At 74.6% G+C, this 23,702-nt stretch carries 18 protein-coding genes; 14 read left to right on the top strand and 4 right to left on the bottom strand.

The window, feature by feature from the left end:
* Nucleotides 1–122: 122 nt before the first annotated feature.
* Complete coding sequence (locus ACIGNX_RS28920) at nt 123–770, bottom strand: TetR/AcrR family transcriptional regulator (protein WP_396543972.1); 648 nt, start codon at nt 768–770, stop codon at nt 123–125.
* 139 nt (nt 771–909) lie between these two features.
* Between ACIGNX_RS28920 and ACIGNX_RS28915 the strand changes: the two genes are divergently transcribed.
* The 12 genes from ACIGNX_RS28915 (at nt 910) to ACIGNX_RS28860 (ending at nt 15,632) form a co-directional block, all read left to right on the top strand.
* Nucleotides 910–1,893, top strand: a complete 984-nt coding sequence (locus ACIGNX_RS28915) for an alpha/beta fold hydrolase (protein WP_396543971.1) — start codon at nt 910–912, stop codon at nt 1,891–1,893.
* A gap of 120 nt (nt 1,894–2,013) precedes the next feature.
* Complete coding sequence (locus tag ACIGNX_RS28910) at nt 2,014–3,048, top strand: DUF3152 domain-containing protein (RefSeq protein ID WP_396543970.1); 1,035 nt, start codon at nt 2,014–2,016, stop codon at nt 3,046–3,048.
* 102 nt (nt 3,049–3,150) lie between these two features.
* Nucleotides 3,151–4,323, top strand: coding sequence for an adenylyltransferase/sulfurtransferase MoeZ (moeZ, locus tag ACIGNX_RS28905; protein WP_396543969.1), 1,173 nt, complete (start codon nt 3,151–3,153; stop codon nt 4,321–4,323).
* A 213-nt stretch (nt 4,324–4,536) separates the two neighbouring features.
* Nucleotides 4,537–5,331: a TIGR02569 family protein gene (locus ACIGNX_RS28900; RefSeq protein WP_396543968.1), complete on the top strand. Its 795-nt coding sequence runs from the start codon at nt 4,537–4,539 to the stop codon at nt 5,329–5,331.
* A 95-nt stretch (nt 5,332–5,426) separates the two neighbouring features.
* Entirely contained in the window at nt 5,427–7,457 is a 2,031-nt protein-coding gene (locus tag ACIGNX_RS28895; RefSeq protein ID WP_396543967.1) for a molybdopterin oxidoreductase family protein, read from the top strand.
* Nucleotides 7,454–8,896 (top strand): FAD-dependent oxidoreductase, encoded by a 1,443-nt coding sequence (locus ACIGNX_RS28890; RefSeq protein WP_396543966.1) that lies wholly within the window; start codon nt 7,454–7,456, stop codon nt 8,894–8,896. The genes ACIGNX_RS28895 and ACIGNX_RS28890 overlap by 4 nt, the downstream gene beginning before the upstream one ends.
* Nucleotides 8,897–8,994: 98 nt before the next feature.
* Entirely contained in the window at nt 8,995–10,347 is a 1,353-nt protein-coding gene (locus ACIGNX_RS28885) for an MFS transporter (RefSeq protein ID WP_396543965.1), read from the top strand.
* 119 nt (nt 10,348–10,466) lie between these two features.
* Nucleotides 10,467–12,977: a nitrite reductase large subunit NirB gene (gene nirB / locus ACIGNX_RS28880; protein ID WP_396543964.1), complete on the top strand. Its 2,511-nt coding sequence runs from the start codon at nt 10,467–10,469 to the stop codon at nt 12,975–12,977.
* Nucleotides 12,974–13,294: a nitrite reductase small subunit NirD gene (nirD, locus tag ACIGNX_RS28875; RefSeq protein ID WP_396543963.1), complete on the top strand. Its 321-nt coding sequence runs from the start codon at nt 12,974–12,976 to the stop codon at nt 13,292–13,294. The genes nirB and nirD overlap by 4 nt, the downstream gene beginning before the upstream one ends.
* Nucleotides 13,291–14,406, top strand: coding sequence for a uroporphyrinogen-III synthase (locus ACIGNX_RS28870; RefSeq protein WP_396543962.1), 1,116 nt, complete (start codon nt 13,291–13,293; stop codon nt 14,404–14,406). Before nirD ends, ACIGNX_RS28870 begins: the two co-directional genes overlap by 4 nt.
* Nucleotides 14,403–15,068: a sirohydrochlorin chelatase gene (locus tag ACIGNX_RS28865; RefSeq protein ID WP_396543961.1), complete on the top strand. Its 666-nt coding sequence runs from the start codon at nt 14,403–14,405 to the stop codon at nt 15,066–15,068. The genes ACIGNX_RS28870 and ACIGNX_RS28865 overlap by 4 nt, the downstream gene beginning before the upstream one ends.
* A 177-nt stretch (nt 15,069–15,245) precedes the next feature.
* Nucleotides 15,246–15,632, top strand: coding sequence for a tetratricopeptide repeat protein (locus ACIGNX_RS28860; protein ID WP_396543960.1), 387 nt, complete (start codon nt 15,246–15,248; stop codon nt 15,630–15,632).
* Here the strand turns inward: ACIGNX_RS28860 and ACIGNX_RS28855 are convergent.
* Nucleotides 15,598–15,921 carry an MGMT family protein gene (locus ACIGNX_RS28855; RefSeq protein ID WP_396543959.1) on the bottom strand — a complete coding sequence of 108 codons (324 nt, stop codon included), beginning with the start codon at nt 15,919–15,921 and terminating at the stop codon, nt 15,598–15,600. The genes ACIGNX_RS28860 and ACIGNX_RS28855 overlap by 35 nt on opposite strands.
* 58 nt (nt 15,922–15,979) lie before the next feature.
* Between ACIGNX_RS28855 and ACIGNX_RS28850 the strand changes: the two genes are divergently transcribed.
* Nucleotides 15,980–19,195 (top strand): ATP-dependent helicase, encoded by a 3,216-nt coding sequence (locus ACIGNX_RS28850; protein WP_396543958.1) that lies wholly within the window; start codon nt 15,980–15,982, stop codon nt 19,193–19,195.
* A gap of 63 nt (nt 19,196–19,258) precedes the next feature.
* Nucleotides 19,259–22,663: a UvrD-helicase domain-containing protein gene (locus ACIGNX_RS28845; RefSeq protein WP_396543957.1), complete on the top strand. Its 3,405-nt coding sequence runs from the start codon at nt 19,259–19,261 to the stop codon at nt 22,661–22,663.
* Here ACIGNX_RS28845 and ACIGNX_RS28840 read toward each other — a convergent pair.
* Both ACIGNX_RS28840 and ACIGNX_RS28835 read right to left on the bottom strand, forming a co-directional pair.
* Nucleotides 22,660–23,199 (bottom strand): hypothetical protein, encoded by a 540-nt coding sequence (locus ACIGNX_RS28840; protein ID WP_396543956.1) that lies wholly within the window; start codon nt 23,197–23,199, stop codon nt 22,660–22,662. The two genes, ACIGNX_RS28845 and ACIGNX_RS28840, sit on opposite strands and share 4 nt — an antisense overlap.
* 79 nt (nt 23,200–23,278) lie before the next feature.
* A complete protein-coding gene (locus ACIGNX_RS28835) occupies nt 23,279–23,659 on the bottom strand; it encodes a hypothetical protein (RefSeq protein ID WP_396543955.1) in 381 nt (126 codons plus the stop codon).
* Nucleotides 23,660–23,702: the final 43 nt, after the last annotated feature.

Raw genomic sequence — 23,702 nt, 5'->3', positions numbered from 1 at the left:
AGGGCCGCCGTCGGGGGGCGGCCCTCACCGACCCGCCCGCCAGGCCGCCGAACCGCGCACCCGGCGAGGCCGCGACTCCCCGGCGGCCTCGCCCGCCGTCCGCGGAGCAGCGGCCGTTCACCTCAGTGCTGGAGCGGGAAGCCGCCGCCGATGCCCCGCCAGGCCAGGTTCGAGATCAGGGCGACCGCGTCCTCCTTGGCGAGCTTCCGGTCGTCCGCCAGCCACGAACGGGCCGTGACCTGCGACAGCCCCACCAGGCCCACGGCCAGCAGCCGGGCCCGGTGCTCGTCCAGGCCCGCGTCGGCGGTGATGGTGTCGGTGATGGCCTCGACGCTGTCGGTGGTCGCCCGCTCGACCGCGCGCGCCACCGCGGGCTCGCCGCGCAGGTCCGATTCGAACACCATCCGGAACGCCTGGCCCTCGCCGTCCACGAAGTCGTAGAACGCGGCCACCGCGGCCTTCACCCGCTGCTTGTTGTCCGTCGTGGACGCCAGCGCGCCGCGCACGCGGTTCACCAGCTCGTCCACGTGGGACTCCAGCAGCGCCAGGTACAGCTCGAGCTTGCCGGGGAAGTGCTGGTACAGGACCGGCTTGCTGACCCCGGCGCGCTCGGCGATCTCGTCCATCGCGGCGGCGTGGTAGCCGTTGTTCACGAACACGTCCTGCGCCGCGGCCAACAGCTGGGCACGTCGAGCGGTCCGCGGGAGCCGTACACCCCGCCCCGCCGCGCCGCCGTGGTGCCCGACCGCAGTCTGGGCCGTCTCCGTCATGGTGCCTCCAGCCGACCAATCACTTCGCGGAACCGAAAGGGGGTTGCCCTTTCGGCTCGACGGCAACCTTACTCGCTGGTAGCAGCGATCCGGGAAAGCTTCTCGTTTCGTAGGACGCCGGGGCAGGCATCCTGAGGAGGTGACCGAGACGCTGGAGGCCCGCAGATCCGCCATCACCCACGTGCCCCTGTCCGCCGCGCCACTCCCTCCGCTGGATTCAACGACCGAGCCGTGGCCTGGTGACTACGTCGAGGTCGGCGGGCACCGCGTGCACGTCCGCCGCACCCCCGGGCCGACCGACGCCAAGGCCGTCTACGTGCACGGCCTCGGCGGCTCCTCGACCAACTGGACCGACCTCGCCGCGCAGCTGCGCGAGCGCGTCGAGGGCCACGCGCTGGACCTGCCCGGCTTCGGCCGCTCCGAGCCCGTCGACGGCTACGACTTCCGGATGGCCACCCACGCCCGGGTCGTCACCGAGTACGTCGAGTCGCTGGGCGCGGGCCCGGTGCACCTGTTCGGGAACTCCATGGGCGGTGCGATCACGCTGATGGTCGCCTCCTCCCGACCCGACCTGGTCCGCACGCTGACGCTGGTCTCGCCGGCCGTGCCGGACCTGCGGCTGAGCCTGCGCCGCGTGTCGGACCGGCGGCTGCCGCTGGCGTTCCTGCCGGTCGTGGGCGCGCGGGTGCGGGAGCAGCTGGCCGCGGTCACGCCGCGCGAGCGCGCCCACCAGATGCTGCGGCTGTGCTTCGCCGACCCGGACTCGGTGCCCGCCGACCGGATCGAGCAGAGCGAGCGCGAGTACGGCGAGCGGTCGGCGCAGGCGTGGGCGGTCAACGCGCTCAGCGCCAGCACGATCGACCTGATCCGCACCTGGCTCGTGCCGCGGTCGAAGTCGATGTGGCTGCTGCCGCCCCGGATCGCCGCGCCCACCCTGGTGGTCTGGGGCACGGAGGACCGGCTGGTCAGCGTCCGCAAGGCGCCGCGGGTGGCCCGGTTGATCCCGCGCGGCCGGCTGCTGGTGCTGCCCCGGACCGGTCACGTGGCCCAGATGGAGCGGCCGGTGTCGGTGGCGCGGGCCGTGGTCGGCATGTGGGAGGCGGTCGAGCGGGAGCAGTGGTGACGCGGAGCGGTGGTGACGCGGGAGCGGTGGTGACGTGGTCACCGGTTCACCCGATCGGTGACGCTCGTCCAGGTCACCTGGAATCCGCCGTCCGGGTGCGGTTGTGGCACCCTGGTCGCCGTGAACCGGACGTCGCAGGGCGCGCCTGACACGCCGCCGTCCGCCGATGACCGGCCGTCGCTCTCCGAGGACCGCTACCGCCGCGGCACGCGCCGCACCGGCGCGGAGCCGCTGGCCGCGTCCTGGGAACCGGCCGGCCGCGACCGCCCCCGGCGGCGTCGGGGGGTCAAGGGCCTCATCGCCGGCTACGGCTGGCGCATCTACGCCATCCCCGTGCTGCTCGTGCTCACCGCGCTGGTCGTGCTGGACACCGCCGCGCCGTCCACGCCGGTGGACGGCGGGTCCGCCACCGACCCCGGTTCCGGCACGTCCGCGTCCGGGACGTCGTCCGGCCCGCCGGAGGCCACCGAGAAGCCGCCGGTCGACATCGACCTGAAGAACTTCCCCACCGCGCAGCTGCCGGACGGGCCGAAGTTCTCCGAGCAGGGCGCGGGCACGTGGGCCGTCGTGCCGGGCGGCACCCAGCAGGCGGGCGCCGGCGGCAAGCTCTACCGCTACGCCGTCGCCATCGAGGACGGCGTCGAGCCCTCCGACTACAACGGCGACCGCGAGGCGTTCGCCCGCACGGTCGACGGCATCCTCGCCGACCCGCGCAGCTGGATCGGCACCGGCCAGGTGGCCATGCAGCGCGTCGAGGGCGGACCGGTCGACTTCACCGTGAGCTTGACCACCACCGGCACCACTCACGCCATGTGCGGCTACCAGATCCAGTTCGAGTCGTCGTGCTGGCACGAGCTGTCCAAGCGGGTCATCATCAACACGGCCCGGTGGGTGCGCGGCGGCAAGGTCTACGGCAGCGACCTCGCCGCGTACCGGACCTACGCCGTCAACCACGAGGTCGGCCACGTGCTGAAGAACCCGCACGAGGGCTGCAAGGAGAACGGCAAGGCCGCGCCCGTGATGATGCAGCAGTCGTTCGGGGTGGCCAACGACTACGTCGCCCAGCTCAACTCCGTCGACGCCTCGAACCGGTACGCGGTGGAGGCCAACGGGCTGGTCTGCACGCCCAACCCCTTCCCGGTCGCGCCCCAGTGAACCCCCGTCCCGCGCCTTGGGACGACTTCCCATGCGGGAAGACGGAGGGGCACGCTGGTGTTGTCCGTCGGTAGAGGACATGTTTCGTCGAGGAGGACTCAGATGGCGCTTCCGCCGCTCGTGGAGCCCGCAGCGGAGCTGACCAAGGAAGAAGTAGCGCGCTACAGCCGCCACCTGATCATCCCGGACGTCGGGGTCGACGGGCAGAAGCGGCTGAAGAACGCGAAGGTCCTGGTCGTCGGAGCCGGTGGCCTGGGCAGCCCGGCCCTGCTCTACCTCGCGGCGGCGGGCGTCGGCACGCTGGGCGTGATCGACTTCGACGTCGTCGACGAGTCGAACCTCCAGCGGCAGGTCATCCACGGCCAGTCCGACGTCGGCCGGCCGAAGGCGGAGTCGGCGCGCGACTCGGTCGCCGAGATCAACCCGTTCGTCAAGGTGGTGCTGCACCAGACCCACCTGAACTCGGAGAACGCGCTCGACATCTTCCGCGACTACGACCTGATCCTGGACGGCACGGACAACTTCGCCACCCGGTACCTGGTCAACGACGCGGCCGTGCTGCTGGGCAAGCCGTACGTGTGGGGCTCGATCTTCCGGTTCGAGGGCCAGGTCAGCGTGTTCTGGGAGGACGCGCCCAACGGCCAGGGCCTCAACTACCGCGACCTCTACCCGGAGCCGCCGCCGCCCGGCATGGTGCCGTCGTGCGCCGAGGGCGGTGTGCTGGGCGTGCTGTGCGCGTCGATCGGCTCGATCATGGTGACCGAGGCGATCAAGCTGCTGACCGGCATCGGCGACCCGCTGCTCGGCCGGCTGATGGTGTACGACGCCCTGGAGATGTCGTACCGCACCATCAAGATCCGCAAGGACCCGGACAGCCCGAAGATCACCGAGCTGATCGACTACGAGGCGTTCTGCGGCGTGGTGTCCGACGACGCCCAGCAGGCCGCGGCGGGCAACACGATCACGCCGCTGGAGCTGAAGCAGAAGCAGGACGGCGGCGAGGACTTCCTGCTGGTCGACGTCCGGGAGCCGCACGAGTACGAGATCGTGCGCATCCCCGGCTCCGTGCTGATCCCCAAGGACCGCATCCTGTCCGGTGAGGCGTTCGCCGAGCTGCCGCAGGACAAGCAGGTCGTGCTGCACTGCAAGTCGGGCGCGCGGTCGGCCGAGGCGCTCGCGGTGCTGCACCAGGCCGGGTTCAAGGACGCCGTGCACGTCGGCGGCGGGGTGCTGGCCTGGGCGCGCGAGGTCGACCCGTCGCTGCCCACGTACTGAGGCAGGTCGTCGCTCCGCGGCAGGGGTCCCCGTCCGGGGACCCCTGTTCGCGTTCGGGGGCGGAACCGCCGTGCCGCGGCCGTTCGCCGCGGTGTGGTGTGCGTCACGCACGGCGAAGCCGCACTTTTGCGGTTAGGCCGAATGCGTGGACACCACCTGTTCGAAGCCCTCACGTCCACCACCCGCGGGCCCGGTGCAGGTAGCGTGCCCGCCGTGACCACTCCGGAGCCGCCGCCGTCGCACGTGCGCGCGGCGTTCGGCGCGCGCGACGCCGAGCCGGAGTTGATCGACGGCGGTCCGGTGTGGCGGTGCGGCGAGGCGGCCATCCGCCCCGCGGGCAAGCCGGCCGAGGCGACGTGGGTGGCCAGGACGCTCGACGCGCTGGACGTGGAGAACCTGCGGGTGGCCCGGCCGCTGCGCTCCACCGACGGGCGGTACGTGGTCGGTGGGTGGGCGGCCACCAAGTACCTGTCCGGGCGGGCCGAGCCGCGCCACGACGAGGTGGTCGACGTGGCGGTCAAGCTGCACCGGGCGACGGCCGAGCTGCCCCGGCCCCGGTTCCTGGACGCGCGGACCGACCTGTTCGCCGTCGCGGACCGCTGCGCGTGGGACGAGGAGGCGGCCGACCTCGACCCCGAGCTGGGCGGCCGGCTGTTCGAGCTCCTCGCGGCGCACCGCAAGCCCGTGGCGCTGCGGCCGCAGGTGGTGCACGGCGACCTGTTCGGCACCGTGCTGTTCGCCGGTGACGCGGCCCCGGCGATCATCGACTTCGTCGCCTACTGGCGCCCCGCCCCGTACGGCGCGGCCGTCGTGGTGGTCGACGCGCTGTCCTGGGGCGGCGCGGACCAGGGCCTGGCGCGGCGGTGGGCGCACCTGGACGAGTGGCCGCAGGTGCTCCTGCGGGCGGTGCTGTTCCGGCTCGCGGTGCACGCCCTGCACCCCCGGTCGAGCAGGCAGTCGCTGGTCGGGTTGGAGCGGACGGCCGCGCTGGTCCTCGACCTGGTGTGACCTCACCCCCCGCGCGGTGCCGCTGAGCAGTCAAGTTCGCGTGGACGAAACAATCCGCGTTCCGGCGTTAACAGCCGGTTCCTACCGTCGGGGCCGTGACCGCCTCCGCGAGCGTCGACACGCACTGCCCCTACTGCGCGCTGCAGTGCGCCATGTCGATCGAGAACGGCAAGGTGTCGCCGCGCGAGTTCCCCACCAACCGCGGCGGCCTGTGCCAGAAGGGGTGGACGTCGGCCGAGCTGCTGACCTCCCCCGCGCGGCTGACCACGCCGCTGCTGCGCCGCGGCGGTGAGCTGACGCCCGCGTCCTGGGACGAGGCGCTGGACTTCGTCGCGGCCCGGCTCGCGGACCTGCGGGCGGCGCACGGGCCGGACTCGGTCGGCGTCTTCGGCGGCGGCGGGCTGACCAACGAGAAGTCCTACCTGCTCGGCAAGTTCGCCCGGGTCGCGCTGGGCACCTCGCAGATCGACTACAACGGCCGGTTCTGCATGTCGAGCGCGGCGGCGGCGGGCACGAGGGCGTTCGGGCTGGACCGGGGCATGCCGTTCCCGGTGACCGACCTCGACCACGCGGACGCGATCCTGCTGGTCGGCGGCAACCCGGCCGAGACCATGCCGCCGTTCGTGCAGCACCTGAAGAACGCCGAGCTGATCGTCGTGGACCCCCGCCGCACGCCCACCGCGGAGCTGGCGACGCTGCACCTGCGGCCCGCGCCGGGCACCGACCTGGCGCTGGCCCTGGGCCTGCTGCACACCGCCGTGGCGGACGGGTACCTGGAAGAGGAGTACCTCGACGCGCGCACCACCGGGTTCGACGAGGCGTGGCGCGTCGCGGCGACGTGGTGGCCGGAACGGGTGGAGCGGGTCACCGGGGTGCCGGTCGCCGACCAGCGGGCGGCCGTGCGCATCCTGGCCGAGGCGCGGCGCGCGTACGTCCTGACCGGCCGCGGCACCGAGCAGCACGCCAGCGGCGCGGACACCGTGTCGGCCTGGATCAACCTGGCGCTGGCGCTGGGCCTGCCCGGCGTGGAGGGCTCCGGGTACGGCTGCCTCACCGGCCAGGGCAACGGGCAGGGCGGGCGCGAGCACGGCCAGAAGGCCGACCAGCTCCCCGGCTACCGCAGGATCGACGACCCGGCGGCCCGCGAGCACGTGATGGGCGTCTGGGGCGTGGACGACCTGCCCGGGCCCGGCCGTTCCGCCTACGAGCTGCTGGACGCGCTGGGGCAGCCCGGCGGCCCGAAGGCGCTGCTGGTGTTCGGCAGCAACCTGATCGTGTCCGCGCCGCGCTCGCGGCACGTCGCCGACCGGTTGGGCGCGCTGGACCTGCTGGTGGTGGCCGACCTGGTGCTGTCGGAGACGGCGGCGGTCGCGGACGTGGTGCTGCCGGTGACGCAGTGGGCCGAGGAGAGCGGCACGATGACGAACCTGGAGGGCCGCGTGCTGCTGCGCCAGGTGGCCGTCGCGCCGCCGGAGGGCGTGCGCAGCGACCTGGACGTGCTCCAGGGCCTGGCCACCCGGCTGGGGCAGCCCGCCGAGAGGTTCCCGGTCGAGCCCGAGGTGGTGTTCGAGGAGCTGCGCCGGGCGTCCAAGGGCGGCGCGGCGGACTACTCGGGCGTGACCTACGAGCGGCTGCGCCGCGGCGAGGCCCTGCACTGGCCCGTGGTCGAGGAGAGCACGCCCCGCACGTTCCTCGACCGCTTCGCCCACCCCGACGGCCGGGCGCGGTTCGTCGCGGTGGAGCACCGGGGCCCGGCCGAGGTCCCCGACGAGGAGTACCCGTTGCAGGCCACCACCGGGCGGGTGCTGCAGCACTACCAGTCCGGCGCGCAGACCCGGCTCGTGCCCGAGCTGACCCGGGCCGAGCCCGAGGCGTACGTGGAGGTCCACCCGGACACCGCGGCGCGCGCCGGGCTGCGGCACGGCGGCATGGCGGCCGTGGTGTCGCGGCGCGGCCGGACCCTGGCGCGCGTGCGGTGCGTGCCCTCGCTGCGGGTCGACGTGGTGTTCCTGCCGTTCCACTACGCGGGCGACGGCCGGGCCAACCTGCTGACCAACCCGGTGCTGGACCCGACCAGCCGGATGCCCGAGTTCAAGGTGTGCGCGGTCCGATTGGAGCCGGTATGAGGAACGTTGTCATCGTGGGCTACGGCATGGCCGGCGCCCGGCTGGCCGACGAGGTCCGCCGCCGCGACCCGAAGGCCGAGCGGGTCGCGGTGACCGTGCTGGGCGACGAGGCGCACCACGCCTACAACCGGGTGCTGCTGTCCAGCGTGGTGGCCGGGTCGCTCTCGCCCGACGCGGTGCGGCTGCACGACGCCGACTGGGCCGCCGAGCACCACGTGGACCTGCGGCTGGGCGGCGCGGTCACCAAGGTCGACCGGACCCGCCGGGTCGTGCACGTGGACGACACCGAGGTGCCCTACGACGCGCTGGTGCTGGCCACCGGCTCCCGGTCGTGGGTGCCGCCGACGCCCGGCCTGCTGGACGGCAACGGCGACCTCGCGCCCGGCGTGGTCGCGTTCCGGTCGCTGGACGACTGCGCGCGGATCGTGGACAAGGCCGCGCCCGGCACGCCGGTCGCCGTGCTCGGCGGCGGGCTGCTCGGGCTGGAGGCCGCCCGCGGCCTGGCCGGGCGGGGCTGCCTGGTCACCGTCGTGCACCCGGTCGGGCACCTGATGGAGCGCCAGCTCGACCCGGGCGCGGGACGCGTGCTCGCGGCCACCCTGCGCGGCCTGGGCATCGAGTTCCGGCTCGGCACGCCGGCCGCGAAGTACACGGCCGGCGAGGGGCTGGAGCTGGACGACGGCACGCACGTTCCGGCGGACCTGGTCGTCGTCTCGGCGGGCGTGCGCCCGGAGATCGGGTTGGCGGAGCAGGCGGGCATCGAGGTCGACCGGGGCATCCTCGTGGACGACGCGCTGCGCACCAGCGACCCCAGGGTGCACGCCATCGGCGACTGCGCCCAGCACGTCGGCACGGTGTCCGGCCTGGTCCAGCCCGCGTGGGAGCAGGCGGCCGTGCTCGCCGACCGGCTCACCGGCGTCGCGCCCGCCGCCCGCTACCTCGGCACCACGGTGGTGACCCGGCTCAAGGCCCGCGACGTCGACCTGGCCGCGCTGGGCGACGTGCACGTGGGCGTGGACTCGGCCGACGACGAGGTGCTGTGCTTCCAGGACCCGGCGCGCGGCCGGTACGCCAAGCTCGTGCTGCGCGACGACAAGGTCGCCGGCGCGATCGTGCTGGGGGCGCCGGACGCGGCGGCGGCCATCACCCACCTGTACGACCGCGGCCTGCCCGCGCCCACCGACCGGCTCGCGCTGCTGCTGGGCCGCGCGCTGCCCGCCGAGAACGAGGCCAGCCCCGCCGACCTGCCCGCCTCCGCCGTGGTGTGCCGGTGCAACACCGTCAGCAAGGGGCAGCTCGTCGGCGCCTGGCGGGCGGGCGCGACGACGCTGTCCGCGATCGCCGAGGTCACGCGCGCGAGCACGGGGTGCGGCGGCTGCAAGGACGCCGTGTGCGGGATCGTCGACTGGCTCGCGGCCTCACAGCCCCAGACCGCCTGATGTGCGGCGGAGTTGCCGCCGGCGACACCTGCCCGAACGCCGGGGTAACGGGGCGTTCCTACGGTTCCCCCAACGAAATCGGTGTGCGGGAGGGTCCAATGAGCACGGTGGTGGAGACCGCGGGCGTTGCGCCGCAGGCGAAGCGCGGCGGCCGGTGGATCGAGCACTGGGAGCCCGAAGACCCGGCGTTCTGGGAGGCGACCGGCAAGCGGGTGGCCCGCAAGAACCTGGTCTTCTCCATCCTGGCGGAAAACCTCGGCTTCACGGTGTGGAGCCTGATGAGCATCGTGGTGGTGAGCCTCGGGTCGGTCGGCTTCAGCTTCGGCGTCGGCCAGACGTTCTGGCTGCTGATCGTGCCGAACCTGGTCGGCGCGGTGCTGCGCATCCCCTACACGTTCGCCGTGCCCCGGTTCGGCGGGCGGGCGTGGACCACGATCAGCGCCGGGCTGCTGCTGATCCCGTGCGCGATGCTGGCGATCGGCGTGAGCGACCCGACCACGCCCTACTGGTTCTTCCTGCTCACCTCGGCCGCGATGGGCTTCGGCGGCGGCAACTTCTCGTCGTCCATGGCCAACATCTCGTTCTTCTACCCGGAGGGGAAGAAGGGCCTCGCGCTCGGCCTCAACGCGGCGGGCGGCAACCTGGGCGTGGCGATGGTGCAGCTCGTCGTGCCGATCGTGATCTCCGTCGGCACCGGCGTGCACCTGGCCTACGCGGCGCTGGTCTGGATGCCGTTCATCGTCCTGGCCTCGGCCTGCGCGTGGTTCCTCATGGACAGCCTCACCCAGGCCAAGCCGGACGGCTCGTCCTACCGCAAGGCGATGGCGAACAAACACACGTGGGTGATGTCGTTCCTCTACATCGGCACGTTCGGCTCGTTCATCGGCTTCTCGTTCGCGTTCCCGTCGCTGATCAAGCTCAGCTTCGTGGAGTACAAGAGCTTCGTCGGGCTCGCGTTCCTGGGCGCGCTCATCGGCTCGGTGAGCAGGCCGTTCGGCGGGTGGCTGGCCGACCGGTTCGGCGGCGCGCGGATGACCATGGCGGTGTTCCTCGGCCTGGCCGCGGGCACGGTCGGGCTGCTCGTCAGCCTGGAGGTCCGCAGCTTCGCGCTGTTCTTCGGCTCGTTCATCGCCCTGTTCGTGCTGGCCGGCGTGGGCAACGGCTCGACCTACCGGATGATCCCGGCGATCTTCGCGGCGCAGGCCGAGGACGTGCGGTCGGCCAAGCGGCAGGCCGCCGCCGTGGTGGGCATCGCGGGCGCGGTCGGCGCGTTCGGCGGCGTGCTGGTCAACCTCGTGTTCAAGTTCTCGCTCGAGGGCAGCAAGACGCTCGGGCCCGCGCTCACCGCGTTCCTGGTCTTCTACGGCCTGTGCATGGCCACCACCTGGTGGTTCTACCTGCGGCGTCGCGTGTTCACCCGCGTGCCCAGCCTCGCCTACGCCGGCGTGTGACCCACACAACGCCCTGACGTGCGGTGTGAGCCCGCTTTAACGCCTGCGCAACATTCGCGACCTTGGCACGACACGGTGCCCGGTGAGCATTGACCCGGGCAGGAGGAGGGATTGGTCCCATGACGCGAACGCTCGTAGTGGTCGGTCACGGCATGGTCGGGCACCGGCTCGTCGAAGCCCTCCGCGACAAGGACGCCACGGGCCGGTGGCGGGTCGTCGTGTTCGCCGAGGAGGCCCGCCCCGCCTACGACCGGGTGGCGCTGTCGTCCTACGTCGACACGTGGGACCCCGGGTCGCTCGCCCTCGCGCCGCACGACGGGGACGTGGAGCTGCACCTGGACGACAAGGTCGTGCACCTCGACCGCGCCGGCCGGGTCGTGCGCACCGCGAGCGGCCGCGTGCAGGCCTACGACGCGCTGGTCCTGGCCACCGGGTCGGTGCCGTTCGTGCCGCCGGTCCCCGGCCGCGACCTGCCCGGCTGCCACGTCTACCGCACCATCGACGACCTGGACGGCATCCGCCGCACGGTCGAGTCGGCGCGCGCCGCCGGCCGGCACGCGGGCATGGTCCTCGGCGGCGGCCTGCTGGGCCTGGAGGCGGCCAACGCGCTGCGCGGCATGGGCATCTCGCCGCACGTGGTCGAGCTGGGCCCCCGGCTGATGCCGCTGCAGGTGGACGAGGGCGGCGGCGCGCTGCTCAAGCGCCTGGTCGAGAAGCTGGACCTCACCGTGCACACGGGCACGTCCGCGACCTCCATCGAGCCCGACGGCGAGCGGCTGATCGCGAAGCTGTCCAACGGCGTCGAGCTGGACCTCGACGTGGTGGTGTTCTCCGCGGGCATCCGGCCCCGCGACGAGCTGGCCCGCGCGGCCGGCCTGGCCGTCGGCGACCGCGGCGGCGTCGTCGTGGACCGGGCGTGTCGCACCTCCGACGAGCACGTCTACGCCATCGGTGAGTGCGCCAACCTCGACGGGGTGGTGTACGGGCTCGTCGCGCCCGGCAACTCCATGGCCGAGGTGGTCGCCGACCGCCTGCTCGGCGGCGAGGCCGAGTTCCCCGGCGCCGACCTGTCCACCAAGCTCAAGCTCCTCGGCGTGGACGTGGCCTCGTTCGGTGACGCGCACGCCAGGCAGGAGGGCGCGCTGGAGGTCGTGGTCAACGACGCCGTGGCCGGCACCTACGCCAAGGTCGTGGTCTCCGACGACGCGAAGACCCTGCTCGGCGGCGTCCTGGTCGGCGACGCGGCCAAGTACACGGTGCTGCGGTCCCTGGTGGGACGGCCGGTGCCCGGCGACCCGGTGGCGCTGATCGGGCCCGAGGGCGGCGTGGAGCTGACCATGCCGCACGACGCGCAGGTCTGCTCCTGCCACGCGGTCACCAAGCAGCGGATCGTGGACGTGGTGAACTCCGGCGAGGCCGTCGACGTGCCGGGCATCAAGGCGTGCACGAAGGCGGGCACGGGCTGCGGCTCGTGCGTGCCGATGCTGAAGAAGCTGCTCGCCGAGTGCGGCGTCGAGCAGTCCCGCGCGCTGTGCGAGCACTTCGACCACTCCCGCGCGGACCTGTTCGAGATCGTCCGCTCCACCGGCATCACCACGTTCAGCGAGCTGATCGCCCGGTACGGCCGCGGCCTGGGCTGCGACCTGTGCAAGCCCGCCGTCGCCTCGATCCTCGCCTCGCTGGACCGCGGCCACGTGCTGGAGGGTGAGCAGGCCGGGCTGCAGGACACCAACGACCGCTTCCTGGCCAACCTGCAGCGCAACGGCACCTACTCGGTCGTGCCGCGCATCCCCGGCGGCGAGATCACGCCGGAGAAGCTCATCGTCATCGGCGAGGTCGCCCGCGACTTCGGCCTCTACACCAAGATCACCGGCGGGCAGCGGATCGACCTGTTCGGCGCGACCGTGGACCAGCTGCCGCGGATCTGGAAGCGCCTGGTCGACGCCGGGTTCGAGTCCGGGCACGCCTACGGCAAGGCGCTGCGCACGGTCAAGTCGTGCGTCGGCACCACGTGGTGCCGCTACGGCGTGCAGGACTCCGTGTCGCTGGCGATCGAGCTGGAGCTGCGCTACCGCGGCCTGCGGTCGCCGCACAAGCTGAAGTCCGCCGTGTCGGGGTGCGCGCGCGAGTGCGCCGAGGCGCGCGGCAAGGACTTCGGCGTCATCGCCACGGAGAACGGCTGGAACCTCTACGTCGGCGGCAACGGCGGCTTCACCCCGCGCCACGCCGACCTGCTGGCCTCGGACGTGGACACCGAGACCCTGATCAGGCTGATCGACCGGTTCCTGATGTTCTACATCCGCACCGCGGACCGGTTGCAGCGCACGTCGGCGTGGATCGAGTCGCTGGAGGGCGGCCTGGACCACCTGCGCGCGGTCGTCGTGGACGACAGCCTCGGCATCTGCGCCGACCTGGAGGCCGCCATGGCCGAGCACGTCGACAACTACGCCGACGAGTGGCGCGGGGTGCTGGAGGACCCGGAGAAGCTGGCCCGGTTCACCTCGTTCGTCAACGCGCCCGGCACGCCCGACCCGACGATCTCCTTCCGCGAGGAGCGCGGCCAGAAGGTGCCGGTTCTGTTGGGTGTCCCCGCCTTCGCCGAGGCGGGCGAGCAGGAGGTTCCCCGATGACACCGGTGTGCGAGTTGAGCGCGCTGCGCCCCGACCAGGGTGTCGCGGCGCTGCTGCCCGACGGTTCCCAGGTGGCGGTGTTCCTGACCTCGGCGGGCACCGTGCACGCGCTGGGCAACATCGACCCGTTCAGCGGCGCGGCGGTGCTGTCGCGCGGCATCGTCGGCGACCGCGGCGGCGTGCCCGTCGTGGTGTCGCCGGTCTACAAGCAGGCGTTCGAGCTGACCACCGGCAAGTGCCTGGACGACCCCTCGACCGGGGTGCCGGTGCACCCGGTGGTCGTGACCGACGGCGTCGTCCAGGTCGGGTCGCCGTGACCGCCGCCCCGCTGGCCGGGTACACGGTCGGGGTGACCGCCGCCCGGCGGGCCGACGAGCTCTCGGCGCTGCTGGAGCGCAAGGGCGCGACCGTGCTGCACGGTCCCGCGATCCGGATCGTGCCGCTGCCCGACGACGCGGAGCTGCTGGCCGCGACGCGGACCGTCGTGGAGGAGCCGGTGGACTTCGCCGTGGCGACCACCGGCATCGGCTTCCGCGGCTGGGTCGAGGCCGCCGAGGGCTGGGGGCTGGGCTCGCGGCTGCTGGCGCGGCTGTCCGGGGCGCGGGTGCTGGCCAGGGGGCCGAAGGCGCGGGGCGCGGTGCGCGCCGCCGGGCTGGTGGAGGCGTGGTCGCCGGAGGGGGAGAGCAACGCCGAGCTGCTCGACCACCTGCTGCGGTCCGGTGTGTCGGGCAAGCGGGTGGCCGTGCAGCTGCACGGCGACGTGCTGCCGGAGTTCACGGCGACGTTGCGCGCGGCCGGGGCCGAGGTCGTGGAGGTCCCGGTCTACCGGTGGACCGGCCCGGCCGACCCCGCGCCGCTGGAACGCCTGCTGGAGGCGGTGCTGGCGCGCCAGGTCGACGCGTTGACGTTCACCAGCGCGCCCGCCGCCGCGTCCGTGCTGCGGACCGCCGGGGCGATGGGGAAGCTGCCCGAGCTGGTCTCGCTGCTGCGCCGGGACGTGCTGGTGGTGGGCGTCGGCTCGATCACGGCCGGCCCGCTCGTCGCCGCCGGTGTCCCCGTGGTGCAGCCGGCGCGCGCCCGGATCGGCGCGCTGGCCCGTGAGCTGACCCTGGAGCTGCCCGCGCGGGCGACCCGGCTGAAGATCGCGGGCCGGGAGGTGGAGCTGCGCGGCCAGGCGGCGGTGGTGGACGGCGAGCTGCGGCCCGTGCCGCCCGCCCCGATGGCCGTGCTGCGCGTGCTGGCCGCCGCGCGGGGCCGGGTCGTGTCCCGGCGCGACCTGCTGGCGGCCCTGCCCAGCGGCGGCGAGGAGCACGCCGTGGAGACCGCGATCGGCCGCCTGCGCTCGGCGCTGGGCGAGCCGCGCATGGTCGCGACCGTCGTCAAGCGCGGCTACCGCCTCGCCATGGACCCCGCCGGAGTGGCCGTATGACCCTCGTCCTCGTCGCGCACGGCACCCGCGACCCCGCCGGCGCGGTGGTCGTGGAGGAGATCGCGTCGCTGGTGCGGGCCCGGCTGGGCGGCGTGCCGGTGCGCGTCGCCTACGCCGACGTGCGGCAGCCCGACGTCACGTCGGTGCTGCGGTCGGTGCCCGGCCCGGCCGTCGTCGTGCCCGCGTTCCTCGCCGCCGGCTACCACGTCCGGGTGGACATCCCGGCGCAGGTGGCGGCGTCCGGCCACCCCGACGCGGTCGTCACCGACCCGATCGGGCCCGCGCTGCTGCCCGCCGTGCTGGCCCGCCTGACCGAGGCCGGCTGGCGGCCGGGCGACTCGGTGGTGCTGGCGGCGGCGGGCTCGTCGGACCCGCGCGCCCTGGCCGACGTCCGCGCGGTCGCCACCGCCCTGTCCCGCCGGGTCGGCCCGGTGGCTGTCGGCTACGCCGCCACCGCCGAACCCCGCGTGGCCGACGTGGTCGCCGCCGCCCCCGGTCGCGTGGCCGTCGCCTCCTGGCTGCTGGCGCCGGGCCTGTTCCACCGGGCCGCGGCCGCCTCCGGCGCCGCCGTCGTGGCCGCCCCGATCGGCGCCCACCTGCGCGTCGTCGAAGCGGTCCTCCTGCGCTACTACGAGGCCCGCTGCTTCCAGGACGTCGCCTGACCCGTGAGTCGTCCCTCCAGGCCCCGAGAGTCCTACGTTCGCGGCCCGAGAGTCCTACGTCCAGGCACCCCGAGTTCAACGCTCAGGCACCCCGGAATAGTTGAAGCTTCAACGAGGTTGACGTCGGCGAACCGCCGCACCGCGGTGCGGGCGGGGACTTCCGAGTGAGGAGCTGCCATGACCGACGTCCGGGAACTGCTGCGCAAGGGCCGCATGTTCCGCGCCTCCGGCGACCCCGGCGGCGCGGCCCGCTACCTCGCCGAGGCGGCGGAGCACGCGCCGAACGACCGGACCGTGCTCACCGAGCTGGCGCTGGCCCACTTCCAGTCGGCGGCGCTGGGCCGGGCCGAGCGCGTCCTGACCGGGCTGGTCGACCTCGACCCGTCCGACGGCTACACCCGCCTGCTGCTCGGCCGCACGCTGAGCCGGCAGAGCAGGCACGCCGAGGCGCTGCCGCACCTGCGCCTGGCCGCCGCGATCACCCGCGACCCCGAGGTCGCCCGGGAGGTCACCCGGGTCGAGGAGCGGGTCACCACAGCGCGGGAGGCTCCTCCTTCTCCTTGACCGCGTCCTCCCAGCGGTACGTGCGCAGGTCGACCTTGCCGTCCTTGGCGACCACGCCCTCCTCGCGCAGGCGCTGCAACTGCTCGTCGGCGATGTGGGGCGCGCACGTGCCGTTGGCGCGCAGCACCCGGTGCCACGGCAGGTCGAGCCCGTCCTGGTTGAGCACCTGCCCGACCAGGCGGGGCGACGGCGCGCGGGCGATGTCGGCGACGTCACCGTAGGTCGCGACCCGGCCGCGCGGGATGCGGCGCACGACCTCGCGGACCATCTCGTGCAACTGTTCGTCCACGCGCACAGCTTTCCACGCGCGACCGCCCCGACCGCCCCCCACCCGGTCCCCGTCGATCATGATTCCGGATCGGGCGCTGTCGGGGCGGCGTGGTTCCATCTTCGCCGTGGCAGGGAACAGGGCGCCGTTGCTGGTGCGCCGGGAGCGGCAGCAGGAGCCCCGTCGGGACTGGGACGCGCCCGCGCGCGCGGTGTTCGACCACGCCGGCGGCCCGCTGCGGGTGCTCGGCGGCCCCGGCACGGGCAAGACGACGCTGCTGGCCGAGGTCGCGGCCCACCGGGTCCTGCACGGCGGCGCGCACCCGGAGAACGTGCTGGTCCTCGCGCCCAACCGGCGGGCGGCCGAGGCGATGCGCGCCCACATCACCCGCCTGCTCACCGGCGCCCGCGCCGAGGGGACCGTGCTGCCGACCACGCAGGAGCCGCTGGTCCGCACGGTGCACTCGTACGCGTTCGCGGTGCTGCGCGCGCAGGCCGTGCTCCGGGGCGAGCCCGCGCCCCGCCTGCTGTCCGGGCCCGAGCACGACGCCGTGGTGCGGGAACTGCTCGCCGGCGACGTGGACATGGGCGCGCCGAAGTGGCCGGAACGGCTGCGGCCCGCCCTGGCGCTGCCCGGGTTCGCGCACGAGCTGCGCGACCTGATGCTGCGCGCCACCGAACGCGGCCTCGCCCCCGAGGACCTGACCGACCTGGGCCGCAGGCACCAGCGCGAGGAGTGGGTGGCGGCCGGCCTGTTCGCCACCCAGTACGAGCAGGTGAACCTGCTGGCCAGCAGCGGGCAGGGGCACGCGCCGTCGTTCGACGCGGCGGAGCTGGTCGACAGCGCGCTGCTGGCCTTCGAGACCGAGCCCGACGTGCTGGACGGCGAGCGGCGCCGGGTGCGGCACCTGCTGGTGGACGACGCGCAGCACCTCGACCCGCTCCAGTACGCGTTCCTGCGCGAGCTGGGCGTGGCGGCGCACGAGTTCATCCTGGCGGGCGACCCGGACCAGGCCGTGTTCTCGTTCCGCGGCGCGGACCCGGCGCTGCTGGCCGACGCGGACGCGCCGGAGGTCGTGCTCACGGTCGGGCACCGGATGGCGCCGGAGGTCCGGGCCGCCGTCGGCCGGCTCGCGGCGCGCCTGCCGGGCGCGTCGCCCACCCGCGAGGTGTCCCCGGTCGACGGCGCGGGCCAGGTGCAGGTCCGGCTGTTCGCCTCGGCCGCGCAGGAGGCGAGCTGGGTGGCCGACCAGCTGCGCCGGGCGCACCTGATCGACGAGGTGCCGTGGTCGCGGATGGCGGTGGTGGCGCGGTCGGCGACGCGGTCGCTGCCGGTGCTGCAACGGGCGCTGCTCGCGGCCGGCGTCCCGGTCGCGGTGCCGCGCGACGAGCTGCCGCTGGCCCGCCAGCCCGCCGTGCTGCCGTTCCTGGCGCTGCTGCGGTGCGCGGCGGTGCCCGGCAGCCTGGACGAGGACACCGCGGCGCTGCTGCTGTCGTCACCGCTGGGCGGCGCGGACCCGCTCGCGCTGCGGCGGTTGCGCCGCGGCCTGCGCCGGCTCGAACTGGCCGCGGGCCGCGACCGGCCCAGCGGCGAGCTGCTGGTCGAGGTGATCGAGTCCGCCGACCGGCTGGCCGCGCTGGAGGACGCCGAGGCGCAGCCCGCGCGGCGGGTCGGCGGGCTGCTGCGCAAGGCGCGCAAGGGCATCGCGGACGGGCTGACCGTCGAGCAGGTGCTGTGGGAGCTGTGGCAGGCCACCGGGCTGGAGGCGCGCTGGGTGGCCCAGTCCGCGCGGCACGGCACGGTGGGCATGCAGGCCGACCGGGACCTGGACGCGATCGTGGCGTTGTTCGAGGCGGCGGCGAAGTACGTCGACCGGCTGCCCGGCTCCGGCGCGGAGGGCTTCGCGGACTACCTGGCCGCGCAGGAGATCGTGGGCGACACGCTGGCCGCGTCCGCGCCGGTCGGCGAGGCGGTGTCGGTGCTCACCGCGCACGCCGCCGCCGGTCGCGAGTGGACCGTCGTGGCGGTGCCGGGCGTGCAGGAGGGCAGTTGGCCGGACCTGCGGCTGCGCGGCTCGCTGCTGGGCGTGGAGCGCATGGTCGACGTGGTCGCGGGCGTGTCGGCGGAGACGGTCTCCGCGGTCGCGCCGATCCTGGCCGAGGAACGGCGGCTGCTGCTCGTCGCGGCCAGCCGGGCGCGGCGGACGTTGCTGGTCAGCGCCGTGCGCGGGGAGGACGAGCAGCCGTCGCGGTTCCTCGACGAGATCGAGGAGCTGTCCACCGGCGAGCCCGAGCGGCCGACGTTCACGCCCGAGCGGGGGTTGGTGCTGGCCGAGCTGGTCGGCGAGCTGCGCCGGGTCGTGTGCTCCGACGACGAGCCGGCGGACCGGCGCGAGCGCGCGGCCGCGCAGCTCGCCCGCTTGGCGGCGGAGGGCGTGCCCGGCGCGCACCCGGACTCCTGGTACGGCCTGGCGGACGTCACCACGGACAACCCGCTGTGGACCGAGGAGCACACGGTCAGCGTGTCGCCGTCCACGGTGGAGACGCTGGCGACGTGTCCGCTGCGGTGGGTCGTCGAACGGCACGGCGGCCAGGACCCGGCGGAGCTGGCCTCGGTCACCGGCACGCTCGTGCACGCGCTGGCGCAGGCCGCCGCGACGGGTGCGGACGAGAAGGAGCTGCGGGTCAGGCTGGACGAGGCGTGGGCCGCCGTCGACGCGGGCGCGCCCTGGTTCTCCCGGCGCGAGCGCATCCGGGTGGAACGCATGCTCGACACGTTCCTGACCTGGCTGGCCTCCAGCCGGTCGCAGCTCACCCAGGTCGCCGTCGAGGAGGAAATCTCCGTCGAGGTGCCCCGGCGCGACGGCGGGCCGGGGCTGCGGGTGCGCGGCCGCGTCGACCGGCTGGAGACCGACCGCGACGGCCGGCCCGTCGTGGTGGACGTCAAGACCGGCAAGAGCCCGGTGAGCAAGGACAAGGCGCAGGAGCACCCGCAGCTCGCCGTCTACCAGCTCGCGTCGGCGCTGGGCGGCTTCACGCACCTGGGCCTGGGCACCGAGCCGGGCGGCGCGCGGCTGCTCTACGTGGCCAAGGAGGACCGCAGGACCGGCGCGGTGGAGCGGGAGCAGGCGCCGCTGGACGAGCAGGGCGTGCGGGTGTGGCTGGAGGCGGTGCAGCTGGCCGCCGGGTCGAGCGTCGGGCCGTCCTACCCGGCGAACCGGAACGCGGACTGCGATCGCTGCCCGGCCCGCACCACGTGCCCGGTGCACTCCTCCGGCCGGCAGGTCAGCCAGTAGCCGACCAGCGGATACGCCGCCGCCCTGCGGGTCGCCGAAGGCATCCGGACCCGACCACGGAGAATGCGGGGCGTGGTCGTGCCGAGCGGGGTCCAACGGGTGGCGGATGAGCCGGTGGCGCTCGCGAGCCCGTTCGAGGTCGCCGAGGCCCTCGGCCTGCCCCGGCCGACGCCCGAGCAGGCCGCCGTCGTCGCCGCGCCCACCGCGCCCGCCCTGGTCGTGGCGGGCGCCGGCGCGGGCAAGACCGAGACCATGGCCGCCCGCGTGGTCTACCTGGTCGCGAACGGCTTCGTCAGCCCCGACCGCGTCCTCGGCCTGACGTTCACCCGCAAGGCCGCGCGGCAGCTCTCCGACCGGGTGCGGCTGCGGCTGCGGCGGCTCGCCGGCTCCTCCCTGCTGGACCGGCTCGACCCGAGCGGCGAGCGGCGGGCGGCCGTGCTGACCACCGAACCGGTGATCCTCACCTACCACGCGTACGCGGGCAGGCTCGTGGGCGAGCACGGCCTGCGGCTGCCCGTCGAGCCGGGCGTGCGGCTGCTCACCGAGACCGCCGCGTGGCAGCTCGCGCACCGCGTGGTGTCGACGTGGGCGGAGGACATCGACACCGACAAGGTGCCCGCGACCGTCACCGGCTACCTGCTGGCGCTGGCCGGCGAGCTGGGAGAGCACCTGGTCGACCCGTCCGCGCTGCGCGAGCACGCCGAGTGGCTGTGCGGGGTGGTCGAGAACGCGCCCCGGACGGCCCGGCAGCGCGACGGGCTGCCGGAGTCGTTGAAGGCCGTGGTGAACGCCCAGCGGCTGCGCGTGGCCCTGCTGCCGCTGCTGGAGGCGTACCAGGCGCGCAAGCGGCGCGAGGCGGCGATGGACTTCGCCGACCAGATGTCCCTGGCCGCCCGGCTCGCGTCCGAGCACCCGGAGGTCGTGCGCGGCGAGCGGGAGCGGTACGGGGCCGTGCTGCTGGACGAGTACCAGGACACCGGGCACGCGCAGCGCGTGCTGCTGCGGTCGCTGTTCGGGCGGGGCGAGCCGATGCCCGTCACGTCGGTGGGCGACCCGGCGCAGGCGATCTACGGCTGGCGCGGCGCGTCGGCCGCGAACCTGCCGCGCTTCGTCCACGACTTCCCGCCCGCCCGCAAGTACGGCCTGCTCACGAGCTTCCGCAACCCGCCCGAGGTGCTGGCGCTGGCCAACGCCGTGTCCGCGCCGCTGCGCGCCCTGGGCCTGGACGTCGAGGAGCTGCGCGCGCGGGACGGCGCGGGCCCCGGTGACGTGCGGGTGGCGCTGTTCGGCGACGTGCGCCAGGAGCTGGACTGGGTCGCCGACACGGTCGCCGCGCAGTGGGAGCAGCACCTCGACACCAGCGACGAGCCGCCGACCGCCGCGGTGCTGGTGCGCCGCCGCTCGGACATGGCGAACATCGCGGCGGCGCTGCGCGACCGCGGCCTGCCGGTGGAGGTCGTGGGCCTGGGCGGGCTGCTGGACGAGCCGGAGGTGCGGGACCTGGTCAGCGCCCTGCGCGTGCTGGTCGACCCGCTGGCGGGCACGGCCGCGGCCCGGCTGCTGACGGGCTCGCGGTGGCGCGTCGCCGCCTACGACCTGGCGGCGCTGTGGGCGCGGGCCCGCGACCTCGCGGGCGCGCCGACCCGGCAGGCGGTGGCCGACGACCCGCTGGCCGTGATCGCGGACGCCCTGCCCGGCGAGCACGCCGAGCAGGCCGGGCTCGCCGACGCGCTGGACGACCCGGGCGACCCGACCCCGTACTCCGCCGAGGGCTACCGGCGCATCCGGCGGCTGGGCGCGGAGCTGGCGGCGCTGCGCCGCCGGCTGGACCAGCCGCTGCCCGAGCTGGTCGCCGACGTCGAGCGCACGTTGCTGCTGGACATCGAGGCGATGGCCCGGCCCGGCGGGGTGGGCCGGGCGCACCTGGACGCGTTCGCCGACGTGGTGAACGACTTCGCCGCCGCCAGCCCGTCGGCCACGCTGCCCGCCCTGCTCGACTACCTCTACACCGCCGAGCAGGCCGAGGACGGGCTGGAACCGGGCGAGGTGGAGGTCGCCGAGAACCGGGTGCAGGTGCTGACCATGCACTCGGCGAAGGGCCTGGAGTGGCACATCGTCGCCGTGCCGCACGTGGTGAAGGACGTGTTCCCGGGCCGCAAGAAGTCGTCCAGCTGGTTGCGCGCCGTTGCCGAGCTGCCCGCCCACCTGCGCGGTGACGCCGAGGACCTGCCGACGCTGCGCGTCGCGCCCGACGCCAACCGCAAGGAGGTGGAGGAGGCGCTGGTCCGGCACGAGGAGGACTTCGACGAGCGGCGGCTGGTGGAGGAGCGGCGGCTGCTGTACGTGGCGCTGACGCGGTCCGAGCACAGCCTGCTGGTGTCGGGGCACTGGTGGGGCGAGACGGGCGACAAGCCGAAGGGGCCGTCCGCGTTCCTCACCGAGATCCGCGAGGCCGTGCTGGCGGCCGAGCACCCGCCCGCCGACCTCGCCCACTGGGCACCTCGACCGCCCGAGGACGAGCCGAACCCCCTCGCCGCCCAGACGAAGACGGCCCAGTGGCCGACCGACCCGCTGGGCAGGCGCCGCGCCGCCGTGGTCGAGGGCGCCGAACTGGTCCTGGCCGCCCTGGCCGCCCGTGAGTCGAACGCCCAGGCCCCGGGTGTCGAACCTCCGGGACCCCCGAGTTCGACGCTCGCGCCCGAGGGCGCGGAGGGGACCGACGTCCCGGAACCTGTCGAGGACCCGGAGCCTGCCGAGGGCCCGGAGCCTGCCGAGGACCCGGAGTCGGCCGACGACCCGGAGGGGTGGGCGCGCGACGTCGACGTGCTCCTCGCCGAACGCGCCGCCGCGGCCGACCGCCGGGAGCGCGTCGTGCTGCCCGACCACCTCTCCGTCAGCCAACTGGTGGAACTCGCCGCCGACCCCGACCAGCTCGCCCGCCGGCTGCGCCGCCCCCTGCCGTTCCCGCCCAACCCCTTGGCCCGCCGCGGCACGGCGTTCCACACCTGGCTGGAACAGCGGTTCGGCGCGAGCCGCCTGTTCGACCTCGACGAGCTGCCCGGCGCGGCCGACGAGGGGGCGGCCCCGGACAGCGACCTGACCCGCCTCCAGGAGGCGTTCCTGGCCAGCGCGTGGGCCGACCGCGTGCCGCACGACGTCGAGGTGCCGTTCGAGGCGGAGATCGACGGCATGTCGGTGCGCGGCCGGATGGACGCGGTGTTCGCCGACGACGACGGCGGCTGGACCGTGGTCGACTGGAAGACCGGCGCGGTGCCCGACGAGGACCGCCTGCCGGCGCTGTCCGTGCAGCTCGCGGCCTACCGGCTGGCGTGGGCGTCACTGACCGGGACGCCCGTGGAGCGGGTGCGCGCCGCGTTCCACTACGTCCGCCAGGACCACACGCTGCGCCCCGCCGACCTGCTGGACGCCGACGGCCTGCGCGCGCTGCTGCGCTCGATCCCGGACTAGCTGTTCACCCGGGCGTCCGCGGGAACTTCCCGCAGCACCCGGTCGTAGAGCACCTCCAGCAGCCACCGCCCGAACAGCGACGGCCCGAACTCCGTCGACCGGTCCTCCGGCGGCACCAGCAGCTCGGCCGCGCCCGCCGCGTCGACCGAGACGACGCCGATGCCGTAGTAGTCCAGCTCGATCAGCGGCCACGCCTGCTCGTCGCCCTGCGGCGCGGGCAGCACCACCGAGCACGGCGCGAGCGTCATCAGGGTGCCGCACGACTGCAACGCCCGGTCGACCGTGGACTCACCCACCAGCACGCCCACCAGCTCCACCGCGGGCAGGGGCAGCCGGTCGTGCGCGGCGGGCTCGAACCACGAGCGGAACCACGACGGGTCGGCCTGCGGCGGCCAGCCGTTCGCGCTGCGCCACTCGTGCACGTCGGCACGGACCCGCACGACGGCCGACACCTGGTGGCCGAGCACGGCGACGTCGGGCACGACGATGCCGCGCCAACCCAACGCCGTCGCGGCAGGGTGGAGGAGCGGTTGCACTCGGGCATCCTAGGACTGGTTGCGGTTTCAATGACAGACCCTCGGGCGCGCTGGGTGTCGGACCCGGTGCCCAGAGTGATCAGGGAGTTGAGCGGCCCACGCGCAAGGCCCACAGGACCAGCGGCACCTGCAGCGGCAGCCGCCCGTAGGCGATGGCCCTCGCCCTGGGCGACTTCGTGCGGTAGTCGTACGCCATCTTGACGTTCGCCGGGAACACCGCCGCGAAGAACGCGGCCGCCAGCTTCCCGCCCACGCCCCGCGTCCGCGGCACGGCGACCGCCGCCGCCAGCGCCACTTCCACCGCGCCGGAGACGTAGGTCCAGGTCCGGGGCCTGCCCGGCAGCGCGCGCGGCACGATCGAGTCGTACGGCTTCGGCTTGGCGAAGTGCGTGACCCCGGCCGCGCCGAGCAGCCCGGCCAGCGCCAGCGCCGACCGGGAACGGGAACGAGTCGGTTCCATGGGACCACCCTGTCACGTCGTCCGCCGAAGGGCGCTCGCAGGG

Origin of the sequence: Actinosynnema sp. NPDC053489, assembly GCF_044544865.1 — a bacterium.
Taxonomy (GTDB): domain Bacteria; phylum Actinomycetota; class Actinomycetes; order Mycobacteriales; family Pseudonocardiaceae; genus Actinosynnema.
Note: the sequence above shows the minus strand (reverse complement) of the source record. Positions and strands in the feature narration are given on the sequence as shown.